Origin of the sequence: Streptomyces sp. NPDC008125 (assembly GCF_042957125.1) — a bacterium.
Taxonomy (GTDB): Bacteria; Actinomycetota; Actinomycetes; order Streptomycetales; family Streptomycetaceae; genus Streptomyces.
The window spans coordinates 1-12,106 of record NZ_JBIBHR010000045.1; the positions used below are offsets into that span (position 1 = coordinate 1).

The window sequence follows — 12,106 nt, forward strand, 5'->3', positions numbered from 1 at the left end:
TACGAACGCAAACCCGAGCACTTCCTCGCCTTCGTCGGCATAGCAGCAACCCTCATCTGCCACCGACGACTCACCAAATGAGACAACCTCTTAGGGTCGCGCTGTCCGTAGATCGCGCTCGGGATTTCCTTGCCATGGACTGGATTCTCTACCCGCAGCGCAGCCCCTCGTGGGCGCTCACGCAATGTCGACTACGCATCGAGGCCCCGCTCCCCTGTGGCGGATTCTTGGGTTCTAGCGGTCCTCGCAACACCTGACGGCCTACGTGGTGGTCAGTAGATCACACAGGCGCTCGGCTGGTTTTCTCCAGCCGAGCGTTTTGCGTGGTCAGCCGTTGAGTTGCTGGGCGACGTGTTCAAGGTCTTCGGCACTGTGCACGGACAGGTCGGTGCCCTTGGGGGGAAGTAACGCCGCAGCAGACCGTTGGTGTTCTCATTCGACCCGCGCTGCCAGGGGGAGTGGGGGTCACAGAAGTAGACCGGTACTCCCGTGACCACGGTGGACTGTTTGTGTGCGGCCATCTCGCACCCCTGGACCCAGGTCAGTGAGCCGCGCAGGTGCGCGGGCAGGGTCTGGATCAGCGGGACCAGCACGTCGCGCGCCTCCTCGGCGGTGTGTCCGCCGGGCAGATGTCCGAGCATGACGACGGCATCGTCCTCGTCGAGAACGAGGACGCCTTCCAACAGGTTTGCAAGATCCCCGAGATCGTCGACCACTGGCTGTGCGTCTGGGGCGCCGGATACGCCACCGACGGACTCGTCGAATTCCTTCGCACCATGACTCCACTGCCCGTCACCGCCTGGCAGGACCTGGACGCCCACGGTATCCGCATCATCCACAACCTCACCGAGCGCATCGAACGCCACGTCACTCCCGTCGGCATGGACGTCGAGCTGTACCGAGCCGGCCCCAAGTACAAGCAGGAGCCCAGCAAGCTCGAGAAGAACCTTGAGCTCGCCTCCGAACTCGCTCTGAAGGGTCCCCTGGCGCTGCGGGAGATCGTCGCCAACGGCGGTGAGGGGTGCGAACACGAAACCCTCTACGCACAGGTTCTGCCCACACTCAGTGCGCGGCTGAACGATGTCCTCGCACGACAGCCTGACCGGTGAGAACCCTGCCCGCGGTCGCCGTGTCGCGGTCCTACTCGGCGCGGCTGACATGCAGCTTGAGGTTTCAGTTGAACCTCGGGACTCGAGTTGTCTAAGTTGGTGACCCTCGACTCCACCAAACTCCGTTAAGGCAACCCCAGGCTATCCTGTCCTGCCACGTCGAACAGCCGGTCGACGTCGTTCTCGTTGCGGTGTCAACCCGAACGGTCAGGCATCTGTGCCTGGCGACGATGACAGCGGTGGCGACCTCTTCGGTGGCCGCCCCATGCGAGCGAAACCCCATGCCGATGTCATGGCCGTCAGCCGCGAGACGCGCGCGGACCGCAGCACCGATACCCCTGCTACGGCTCGGGACAATAGACACTGGAAGCCGCATGTAGAGCTGCAGAGTGTCGTACTTATCGATCGTCTTCATCAGTTCCTTGACAAGGGCTCGAAGGCGTCCTCCACCCCTGCGGGGAACAACACCGGCCCCCCTGCCGACGGAAGCTGCAGGGTCACCTCCGCCGTCAGGGGTGTCTCCAGTAGGTTGTCCCGCCACCGCTGGTCCCGCAAATCGATGCGTGCCAGCTTCCGTTTCCCGAATACCCGCGCGATCGTGTCTTCGTTCGCGTCGTCGGTGCTGACGATGAGATGCATGCCGAGCCGTGGCCCTTCCACCGCAACCTGTCTCAGCACCGTGGACACTTCCGGCGCCAGCAGCAGCGCCTTTTGGAAGTCCTCCACAACGACGACGAGGCGCCGCAGAACATGTGGGATGCCATACTCGTCCGCGTCATTTGCGAGAGCACCGAAGTCCAAGCCGTCGTTGTTCCGCCCCAGCATGGTCCAGCGCTTCGTGACTTCCTGTCGAAGCGTCTTGCAGAACGAGAGGGCGTGTGCCGGGTTGTCGTGCAGGCGGAGGAACGAGGCACCCGGCACGACGTCCTCGAAGCGGTTGAGCCCGCTGCGTCCGTCGTAGTCAGCGCGGACTAGCCCGAGACCCGTCGGGTTCTGCCGCGTCAGCTGGTCCAGCACGCGGCGTAGGACGCTTCTGCGAATTGTGGCCGGAAGTCCACGGAGCAGGAGGTGGGGGCCCTGGCCGCCGCGGTGTTCGCTCTCCAGGTCCAGTCCCACCGGCTCCAGGCTGGGATCAAGTCCGAGAGAGACCCGCATGGGCTGGCTGCCCCCGGGGCTCTGAAGCGCGAGGGAGTCGAGGGCACGTTGCAGCCTGGCCGCAGACGGCCGGTGCGCGGGATCCCTCCGCGTGCATGCCTCCAGGATCGTCGTCCAGTCGGCAGAGACCAGGCCAGCGGGCAGCACCAGCGTGGCTTCGGGGAGATGCTCCTCCCGCACCTCGCCCGTCGCTGCCTCCAGGAGGATGACGCCGAGCGCGTACACGTCGGACTCGCGGGTCGGTTTGATGCCGCGCATGTCCAGCTCCGGGGCACGGTACTGGGGGTCTGGCGCGTACGCGTCCCAGTGCGGACCGGTCCTGCCGTCTACGGATGCGGTCATCCACCCGGTAACCTGCATTTTTCGCCCCGCCACCAGCACGCGACGGGGGGTGAGCGAGCCGTGGACCAGGCCGTTCTCGTGGGCGTTGGCGAGGCTCGCCGCGAGCTGGCGGGCGACCTCCAGCAGGCCCACCCGGTTCAGGTTGCCCTGCTGCCCTACGAAGTCATGCAGGTTCGGTGCCGGTTGCGAGGCGCCGTCCAGCGCGCATTCGACTGCGAGCCAGGGCCGGCGACGGTGGGCGTCCCAGGCCAGGAGTCGCGGCGCGAAGAAACCGTCCAGCCGCTTCAGCGCCGTCACCTCGGTGGTTACGAGGTCGACGGCGTCCCGAGGGTTGCGCATCTCGGGTCTGCGGATGACGAGCACGCAGCCCTCGCCGTCGTGGGCCAGGAGCAGCGGGATGTCCGACCAACCCTCCCTGTGCTCGGCGAACACCTCGTACGGCAAGCCGTCCGTGCCTTCGAAGCGGCGGTCGGCGACGGACAGCCGACACCACCCCGTCAGCCCCTCGTCGAGGGCGAAGCCGTGGGGGAGATTTCTTAGCTCGACACGCGAACTAAGCGGTTCGGTTTCCGGTTCCGGCGGGGCGGGCGGTGCGAAGCCGAGCCTGCGCCGTAGGGTCTCGTCGATCCAGGCGAAGGGCCTGCGGCTGCCCGGCCTGACCCGCTCCGGGCCCTCGGAGTGGGGAAGCCATGCCGGGAATCCCGTCGACGCGTTCGGGAGTCTGCTGAGATGGGCTGTGACCTCCCGTGCCGTCCTGACTAGTTCGGAGGACGGCACCGTGCCCAGCAGAACCGTGCGGACATCCTCTGTGAAGTCGAAGGTCTTCTGGTGCGGGAGGTCGGCGGAGCCGTCGACGCCGTGCATGAGGCCGCCGAGGAAGACCTCCGCCAGATGGGCTGTGTCGACGGACGGCTGCAGGGCGTGCTGGACGAGCCGCATCGCTGGAACGGGGAGCGGTGCCACGGCCGCCAGGTGCGCCGCGAGGCGGTACGCCTCCGAGGACGCCGAGGTCTTGAACCGCAGCACGGTCTCCTCCGCCGCGACGGACCCGGCGGGCCGGGTGAACGTCCGTGCGCCGACGGCGGAGTCGGGCCTGTCCGGACCGGTCAGGAGCGGGAGCACCACGGTCTCTCCGGGGGAGCCGATGAGCTGGGCCCAGGTGCCGATGTCGCTCCCCTCCACGGAAAGCACGGGAACCGGGACACCGCCGTAGGAGGCCAGTTCCGGCGGCAGGACGGGGTCCTCGACGTGCCAGGACCGGTTGGTCGCTCCCCTGCGGCGAGTCGTCACGCGCCAGGGCCGTGCGTCGATGCCCGAGCCCGCCCAAAGCCGCGTCGGGAGCGCGTGGAGGACGGCCACGGGTCCCGTCGACGCGGCGCGGTCGAGCTCCCTGTGCATCGTCCCGTCCCGCCAGGCCCGTCCGACACCATCGCTCACCACGAGGAACAGGGTGTTGCCGGAAGGGTCAAGGGCCGTGGACAGCGGACGCGCCCGGTCGCGCCCGCTGTACGGGCGGCCGGTCAACCGGGGACCGCCGGGCGTGCGGCTGTCGAGGCCGTGGAGGCGTACGTCCCGGAAAGCGCCGCACCGCTCCATCAGAGCACGGACCTCGCCCGCGAGCCGCTGCCACAGGAGCATCGAAACACCGTCGTCGACGAGGACCGCCAGGTCGAGCCAGCGGGTCCGTGCGGGGCGGAGCACGGCGTCGGGAAGGCCGGTCTCGGCTATGGCTGAGACTGTCGCGTCAACGTCGAGTTCGGTGCGCAGCGCGTCGGGACGAAGCTGTCGCAGGGGGCGCAGGGCGCGCCCGGTCCGGAGCTCCGTACCGTCGAGGGCCTTTATTCCCGGCGCGCGTACGGCCATTGCGGATAGGTCGGAGGAGGCGGCCTGACTCGGCGGCACGGGGGCCGTGTGCAGCCCGTCCTGCAAGGTACGCGCTCTGCCGCCGGGGGCCGTCTCGTTCCGGTGCTCTTTCGAGGGCGGGTCCCGATGCTCGTCCGCGCCCTCGAACGACGGCGCGGCGGCGGACTCGGCCGGGATCGTTGCCTCGGCGGCTGGCTCAGTGTCCCGGGCCAGCCGTGCCAGCGCCGTGGCCGCCGCCGGGGGCAACCGGGCCGCGAGCCATAGCGCGTCGCGGAGCTCCTCGGCATCGAGGAGCTCGCCGTCGCCGGACAGGGCGTCGCGCACCCGCTGCAGCATGGGCCGCCCTGTCACAGGGTGCGCGCGAGCCGGTGCAGGACAGCGTCCAGCAGTCCGTCCGCGTCGAGTTCAACGCCGCCGCGCCGGAGGAACACGGCGTTGAGGAGCTGGTCCGTGGCGAGCTCACCGCGCGCCCTGCGGGCGAGGAAGGCACGCATCAGGTCGTCGATCTTGGGCGTGCCGTGGGCTTCGAAGCCGCCCTTCGGATCGAGGTGGGCGGAGATGATGGCGCGCAGTCGGTTTTCGTCCGGTTCCGGGAGGTCGAGGCGGACGCAGCGTCGCAGGAAGGCCGGCGGAAAGTCCCGTTCGCCGTTGCTGGTGATGATGACGACGGGGAACTCGGAGCAGCGGACACGGCCACGGACGACCTCGGTCCACTGGCCGGAGTCGGCGGTCATCACGCCTACCGAGGACTGTTCCTCAGGGAGCCGGGCGAGCTCGGGGATCTCGAACTCACCTTCCTCGAAGACGTTCAAAAGGTCGTTCGGCAAGTCGATGTCGCCCTTGTCGAGTTCGTCGACGAGGAGCACCCGCGGCGATTCTGATGCCACCAGGGCGGTACCGAGCGGACCGAGCCGCAAGTACGAGCCGATGCCCGGGTCCAGCGGCGTGGAGCCGTCTCCACCGTGGGGTTCGCGGCTCATGTTGGTCTCGCGGAGCCTGCCGATGGCGTCGTAGCGGTACAGCGCGTCCTGGAGTGTGGTGCGGCTGTTGACCGGCCAGTGGAGGACGGAACCGAGGGACAGCTCGTGGGCCACGGCGTACGCCAGGGACGACTTGCCTGTCCCGGGGTGTCCGGTCACAAGGAGCGGCCGGCGGAGCAGCAGTGCGGCGTTGACTACGTCTGCTTCCTGGGGGCCGATCAGATAGGGCCGGTTGTGGTGGGAGGTGTCGGTCTCACTGTCCGCGTGGCTTCCGAACCGCCGCCAGGGCGGGGCCTCGGGGAAGGTGATGGTCTTGGCGCGGCCGTCGCCCTTGAACAGCCGCCAGTCGGCGTCCTGCCCGTCGTCGGCCGTGTCCTGCTGCCCGTGGGGTTCGTGGGCCGTCATCGGGTATCCGTCCTTCTCCATGGTGCGGGGGTTCGGTGGGTGTGGTACGTCATGACGGGTCGGCCAGCCTCAGCGGTCCTGGCAGCGCCAGTTCGCCTTCCTCCCAGATGAGGGCCGGTCGCGCCGCCCCGTCCAAGGTCGAGGCGGCGTACTGCGACATTCGGAATTCCTGAAGTCGCAGCGGGAGCTTGTCGAGGGGGCCGGTGGGGTCGAGGGGGTCCATCCGGGGCGCGTCCTCGTGCGACCCAGCATCTCGGTCCCACAGCACAACGGGCACTCCCATGGCCAGGCACACGTGGAGGAGTTGCTGCCGTCGCTCCGGCGGCCCGTGGAGGACGACCCGCGCGGTGTCGCGGTGGGGCTTGTCCAGGAGTTTGTACAGGCTCATGATGTCGTGAGCCGACTCGTCGACGACGAGTGTCCCGTCGCCCCCGACGGCCCAGCGTCTGCGCATCTCACTCGCCGCAGTGGGGACACTGCCGGTCAAGTCCGGGCAGCGCAGCGTGACCCGGTAGCGGCCGCCCAGCGGCGTGCTCAGTTCGGCAAGGTCGGGGAAGAGGTCCCCCAGGACGCTGCCCGCGTCCCACTCGTCGACGGGGATGTCCAGTCCGTCGGCCTTCACCACCACGTCAACGCGCGTCGGAGCGTGGCCGTTCGCCGTCTCGGTGCCATCCACCGTCTGACGTATCAGCCGCCCGATCTCCCCCGGCTCCATTGGGTCTTCCGGGGTGGCCACCGCAGTGCGCCCGCCGTCCTTGTGGCCGAGCCAGATCTCGCACAGGAAGCGGTCCGGATCAGCGGCTCCCGCCCGGTGCAGCCGCATGATGACCTGCGTGACGGGCGCGGGGACGCGGGCGGCCCAGGCCTCGGCGTCCGCGCGGCGTTCCGCGAGCGCGGCGACGCTGATGCCCAGGCGTCCGGCGACATGTTCGCACCAGACGCGCAGCCACCACCGTCGGTCCGGGTCGGCGACGGCGGCAGCCACGAACTCCGCGAGGCGGAGCAGCGCAGGGACGGGCAGGGAGCCGGTCATGGCGCCGCGCCCGTCCGGGTACTCCTCCAGCGCCTGTATGGCGACGTCGACGTCCTTCACCGCCAGGCGAGGAGAACGCGTCAACGCCTCCGGGAGCTCCAGGAGCCGCAGGGCCTCCTGCGCCGCGCGCGGGATCAGCTCCGGCTCGTCCACGGCGACCCTGAGCAGGGCGGTGTGCAGCTGCTCATATTCGGTGACGGAGAGCAGCCTAACTGCAGGCTCGACACGGCCGAGTGCCAGCAGGCCATTCAGCATTGTGCGGTCACCGCCGTGGCCGCCGACCACAGGAGCCAGCGACTCCGTCAGGGTGGCCAGTGCCCGTTGCTCGGTGAGCAGCAGCGTGGCCAACTCGTCCAGGGTGGGCGCCGGCTGCTCGCCGCCAGAGGGTGCCTCCAGGCCGAGGCCGGCGGCAAGGTGCCTGCAGTGGTCGGCGCGGCGCGCCGTGTCGTCCAGAAGGGCCCGCAACATCGGGACCATCTGGCGTACGGAGTCCTCGGCAGGTCCCGTACAGGCGACGTGATCCGGTGCGACGACCTCGCATCCGACGAGGATGTCGTGTGCGCCCGCGCTGGTCAGGCGCTCCCGTACCGTCTGCCAGGGCACGGCCCAACTGCGCCGGACGGTCTCCTGCGCCCGCAAGGGGTCCTGGCCGGGCATCACCTGGGCGATGACGAGTCCGGCAACGGTTCTGTCGGACTTCACCCGCAGGGGTCCGCCGCTGTAGCCGGGGCCGATGGCGGCGCCGGTCAGAGAGCCGTCGAGGTAACAGCCGGGGCCGTCCCGGAAGCCGGCCACAGTGTCGGCGTAGGTGATGCCGACACCGCCACCGTGCCAGGCGCGGAGTTCCAGCCCCTCGGTCATTTCCCGCCAGACCACGGGGGTAGCCCACTCGGGGGCCGTCTCCTCCAGCTCGAGCACCGCCAGATCGCCATCCCACACGACGTCGCCCGGCCGTGGCTCGGGCGCCACCCAGACCGACAGCCGGGCCCGGCCGTATTGAGAGGTCTGGCCGGAGCCGTGGAAGGCGACTCTCAGGAATTTCTCGCCGGTTATGCGTTCGGCGCAGAGCAGGTCCCGCCCCACCGCATCATTGACGACGTGTGCGCAGGTCAGCAGGTGGTTCGGCGAGAGTAGCGCGGCGGCTCCGGCCGCCTTTCTGTCGCCCTCGCGCAGCAGCGCGGCGTGGGAGACCGGCGCTGCCGGACGGCTGAACCAACCCATCGGCTACGCCGGGGAGGCGTCGCCGGTGCCCTGGTTCTGCCAGGTGGCGCTGACGGTCATGGTCGCCTGGCCGTTGGCGCCCACGATCCCGAGCTTGAGGTCCTGGCCGATCTGGATGCCGAACTCGACCGTTAGCTCCTGAGGCGGGTGCGCGGTGGCGGTGACCGCGGTGTGGACCTCTTCGAGCAGCGGGCCGAGCGGCCGCAGGGCGGACTGGAGCACGTCCTGGGCGAGCACGGCGGCCCGTCGGCCGCGGGCGACCGGGATGACAGCGCCGAAGCCCTCTGGCAGGTCGGCGGCGTCTTCGGAGGGGACGGCTGGCGCAAGTGCGGGGGCCGGCTCTCCGACGCCAGCGAGTTCCACGCGGATCGCGGCACCGGCAAGTTCGAGTTCGAGGTGGTCGGGCATGCGCCACATTGTGCACGAGCGGGGCGGCCGTGCCGAACTTCCCCCCGGAATCCGTCTGCAGCCCGTCAGAACGAGGCCACACGGACGCACATAACGATCTCCCCCAAAACGCCGGACCCGGCTGTTCCTCGCTTCTGTTCGACCAATTTAGCGGCGGTTTCACCGCATGATCTCCCACAAAGAGGTGCTGTCTTCCACCAACCTCCGTTAAGGCAACATCAGCCAATCCGGATGGCAAGAGCCGGGGCCGACCCTTGCCACAACCCCGCGGTCACTTCTCCAGCAGGGTCACAGGGGCCTGGGGACGAGGAGGTGGCAGTCGAGGATCTGGCGGGCTTCCCTCCGGCGGGAGCGGCGGGGGTGCAGCAGGGCGACTCCGACGATGACGACGTACACGGTGATCCAGATGTGCAGGACGGTGATCAGGACCCAGAGCAAGGGCCCGGTGGTCGGGAGCAGGGCGGTCAGTGCAGTGAGCATGGTTCCTCCTAATGTGTCGCCGGGCCGTGTGCTGCGGCGGTTCCCCCAGGTCACCAGGCCCAGTGCGCCCGGCCCGGGTAAAGGTGGGGGGTCTCTAATTCCCGAAGGCGCGGCCTCTTCCGACGGAAGTAGGTAGGTTCGCGGCATGTCTTCTCCTGGTCCGGTCTCCGCTGATCAGCAGCTCGTCGAGCACGCGCGTCAGCACGGTTTCGTTGTGTCGGCGAAGCAGCTTGCGTCGTGGCGGCGGGCGGGGCTGTTGCCGGAACACACGAAGCGGGCGCTGGGCCGAGGGCGCGGGAGCGCAACGGTTCCGGACGACGAGGCATTCGGTCTGGTCGTGGCGCTCGCCCGGCTGGCGCGGAGGGGCGCTCGGCCCTCTCATTTGGCGCTGGCGCTGTTCGGCGAAGGGCACCCGGTGCCGGAGGAGACCGTGCGGGACGCCTTCGGCAAGGCGGTCCGGGGCCTGGGCGCCGGGCTCGGCGAGGAAGGTCCGGAAGAGGGGGAGGACGAGGAGGAGTGGGCGGAGCGCGTCGCCGACGAGGTGGTCGCCTCGGGGCAGCGGGTGCGGCTCGTTCCCGCGCGGGTGCGTCGGATCGATGAGGGCATCGCCCGGTACATGTGTGACCGGGGGGTGGTGTGGCCCCCTCCCGAGCTGGCCGACCTGGACGCGAACCCGGAACCTCCGAGCCTGTCCGGCGGGGAGGTCACGGCTGCCGCGGTGACCACGGTGCTGCGTGGAGGTGCCGCCGTCACGCCGCAGGGGATCGGTGACGTGCTGCGGGCCGTGCAGCCGGCGGGGTGGGGCAACCCGGGGGCGTCGCTGGCCGAGTACACGGTCGAGGACGTCCCTGATGCCGCCCGGGAGGTGTTCCTTCCGGACGGCGGGATGAGCACCGTTCCCGACGGTGACGTCCGCGGCGCCCTGGTGGGTCTGGCGGAGGCGGCCCCGCTGGAGGACCTGCGGGAAGCCTGGGAGGTGAGCGGGGCGACCCGCGAGTGGGCGCTGGACCTGTGCGCACGGGTCGAGGCGGAGCTCGAGGCCGGCGAGCTGGGCGACGCGGCCCTCGCCTGGCTGATGGGCAGGGCCTTCGTGTCGGGGCTGGTGCTGATGGCCCAGGTGGGAGACCGCCACTGGTCCCCCACGGACCGGGCGTCGGACACCCTGACCCTGTTGATGATGCGGCGGTCGTTGCGCGACCTCGACGGCAAAGTGCCGGACTGCCAATGGGAGCTGCTCGGATCCCCCGCCGTGATGCCGGCCCCGCTGATCCCGTTCCTCCAGCCGCGGCACGCCTCCGAGACCCAGTAGGAGAATCATGAACCAGAGCCCTCGTGAGACCGTGGCGGCGGCCATGGCCGAAATGGCGGTGCTGCGCGCTCTCCAAGTGGCTGGTCAGCGATTGCTCACGCGGCGGAGCCGGGCGGTACGGGGCCCTCTGCAGACCGTCCCTCCGTGGGACCTGCATGTCCATCTGCCGGTTGGCGATACCGATCTGGCGCTGCTCCTGCGGGATGCGTGGGTCATCTCGGAGGCCGTCGGCCTGCCCGCGGTGATGATCGAGGAACTGGATCAGCACGTGCGGATTCTGCTTGCCGCGGGGCTCGGGTACCGCCGGGACGACTTGTTCAAGACCTTGTCCCGTCTGCCGCTGGAACAGCTGGTACTCCCCTGGGACGCGCCTGCCGGCACGGACGAGGCTCATGCCCCGAGCAAGTGATCCGGTGGAGCTGCGGGCGGCAGGCGTCCTGCGGTACTGCACGGGTGAGACCGTCGAACCGTATGACCGCTGCCCCCGGTGCGGTGACTTCCATGAGGTGCGCGCGGACCCCAACGGGCGCTTCGATTTCATGTGCGGCGCTGATCGGGCGGTTGAGGTCACACAGGTGACCAGCAGTGTGGCTGAGCGGAACCGGCGCTCCTGGGAGCCGTACCTCAAGGAACGTGCGATGCCCGAGTTAAATCTGGGCTGGCATGTGGTGTTCGAGAGCACGGCGAAAGCAGCCTACGGGGGCCGCAAGGGGAACCCCCGTTTCAAGGATGCCCTGACCGTCGTCAGCCCGGCCCTGGCCGAGCTGGAACGGCGTGGTGTGCACCGCTTCGACCCCGGCACGGCCTGTATCGAGCAGCCATTCCATGAGGAGGCGTGCCCGTACGGCGTCCTGGGCAATGCTGGAGTGGCCTTCGGTTGTTCCGTGCCCAGCGACACGACTACCGGCTACATCAGCGTCGGCCTGCTGACGGGGTCCGACCAGATGCCGGCTTTCAACCCGGACCACTGGGCCGGGAAGGCCGAGAAGAACCGACGCCTGGGAAAGCCCCCACCGCCCTCTCCCCTCCCGGAACCTCCCCAGATGGGCCCGGTACTGTGGTCGTTCGATCCGGACTTCCTCGCTTCACTGGAGAAGCGCCGGACCGAGGACGAACGGAAGTCGGCCGAGACGACGCGAGCCCTTTTCCCGGGTCGCCACACCGATGCTGAACTAGCCGAACTGGCCCGCCGCGAGGTGAGCGAACGGATCGCCCTCGCACGATCCCTGACCTGGCGGACCGCGCTCCCGGCGAAGCCGCCGCCCATCGCTGACGCCGACGGCGGAACGGAACTGGTGGACCTGCTGGAAGTCGAGTTCGGGCTGCACGATGACCTGGCCCTGAAGCTCAACGCGGCTTCCGACCGACCGCGCCGAGAGGTGTTCTTCTGGCTCACCTGGATGCGTTCCTCCGCATGGCACCGTCTCGCCGCCCCGGGCCTGCTGCCCCAGCGGTCTCCGAACGTACCGGTCGGCATCACCGGCCTCTGGGTCGGCTGCCTGCTGGACGAGACCCACGTCCTGCACTGGGACCACGACACCGGCTGGACGCGCCACCCGTTACCGAACCCGCTGCCCATACCCCGATTCCCCGGCTGCCCCTGACGCACGACTGGACAGCGCAGCGGCATTTCGGCCCCCTCCTGGGCCGGGGTCGGGCTCTGAGGAGGGACCCGCTTTCCAGCTATAGGCATGCTCCGCAGTTGTCTAAGAGGTTGTCTCATTTGGTGAGTCGTCGGTGGCAGATGAGGGTTGCTGCTATGCCGACGAAGGCGAGGAAGTGCTCGGGTTTGCGTTCGTAG

9 protein-coding genes and 1 pseudogene are annotated in these 12,106 nt (G+C 69.2%); 4 read left to right on the plus strand and 6 right to left on the minus strand.

Annotated elements, in window-relative coordinates:
* Positions 1-261: 261 nt before the first annotated feature.
* Positions 262-644 (minus strand): annotated as a pseudogene (locus tag ACFZAX_RS35160) (IS30 family transposase); the annotation flags it as partial.
* Between ACFZAX_RS35160 and ACFZAX_RS35165 the strand changes: the two are divergent.
* On the plus strand, positions 630-1,109 hold the full coding sequence (locus ACFZAX_RS35165; RefSeq protein WP_390967011.1) for a Wadjet anti-phage system protein JetD domain-containing protein: 480 nt from the start codon (positions 630-632) through the stop codon (positions 1,107-1,109). The pseudogene ACFZAX_RS35160 and the gene ACFZAX_RS35165 overlap by 15 nt on opposite strands.
* 414 nt (positions 1,110-1,523) lie before the next feature.
* Here the strand turns inward: ACFZAX_RS35165 and ACFZAX_RS35170 are convergent, their stop codons facing one another.
* The 5 genes from ACFZAX_RS35170 to ACFZAX_RS35190 all read right to left on the minus strand — a co-directional run bounded on the left by ACFZAX_RS35170 (position 1,524) and on the right by ACFZAX_RS35190 (position 8,996).
* Entirely contained in the window at positions 1,524-4,805 is a 3,282-nt protein-coding gene (locus tag ACFZAX_RS35170) for an SAV_2336 N-terminal domain-related protein (protein WP_390967013.1), read from the minus strand.
* An 11-nt stretch (positions 4,806-4,816) separates the two neighbouring features.
* A complete protein-coding gene (locus tag ACFZAX_RS35175; RefSeq protein ID WP_390967027.1) occupies positions 4,817-5,854 on the minus strand; it encodes an AAA family ATPase in 1,038 nt (345 codons plus the stop codon).
* Positions 5,855-5,903: 49 nt separating this feature from the next.
* The gene (locus ACFZAX_RS35180; protein WP_390967015.1) at positions 5,904-8,108 is read right to left on the minus strand and encodes a hypothetical protein; all 2,205 of its coding nucleotides are present in this window, start codon (positions 8,106-8,108) and stop codon (positions 5,904-5,906) included.
* 3 nt (positions 8,109-8,111) lie between these two features.
* Positions 8,112-8,516: a CU044_2847 family protein gene (locus ACFZAX_RS35185; RefSeq protein ID WP_390967017.1), complete on the minus strand. Its 405-nt coding sequence runs from the start codon at positions 8,514-8,516 to the stop codon at positions 8,112-8,114.
* Between the two features lie 288 nt (positions 8,517-8,804).
* Positions 8,805-8,996, minus strand: coding sequence for a hypothetical protein (locus ACFZAX_RS35190; protein WP_390967019.1), 192 nt, complete (start codon positions 8,994-8,996; stop codon positions 8,805-8,807).
* A gap of 145 nt (positions 8,997-9,141) precedes the next feature.
* On the opposite strand from ACFZAX_RS35190, the gene ACFZAX_RS35195 reads away from it, so the two are divergent.
* The 3 genes from ACFZAX_RS35195 to ACFZAX_RS35205 all read left to right on the plus strand — a co-directional run bounded on the left by ACFZAX_RS35195 (position 9,142) and on the right by ACFZAX_RS35205 (position 11,909).
* On the plus strand, positions 9,142-10,305 hold the full coding sequence (locus tag ACFZAX_RS35195; RefSeq protein ID WP_390967021.1) for a hypothetical protein: 1,164 nt from the start codon (positions 9,142-9,144) through the stop codon (positions 10,303-10,305).
* Between the two features lie 7 nt (positions 10,306-10,312).
* On the plus strand, positions 10,313-10,714 hold the full coding sequence (locus tag ACFZAX_RS35200) for a hypothetical protein (protein ID WP_390967023.1): 402 nt from the start codon (positions 10,313-10,315) through the stop codon (positions 10,712-10,714).
* A gap of 178 nt (positions 10,715-10,892) precedes the next feature.
* The gene (locus tag ACFZAX_RS35205; RefSeq protein WP_390967025.1) at positions 10,893-11,909 is read left to right on the plus strand and encodes a hypothetical protein; all 1,017 of its coding nucleotides are present in this window, start codon (positions 10,893-10,895) and stop codon (positions 11,907-11,909) included.
* Positions 11,910-12,106: the final 197 nt, after the last annotated feature.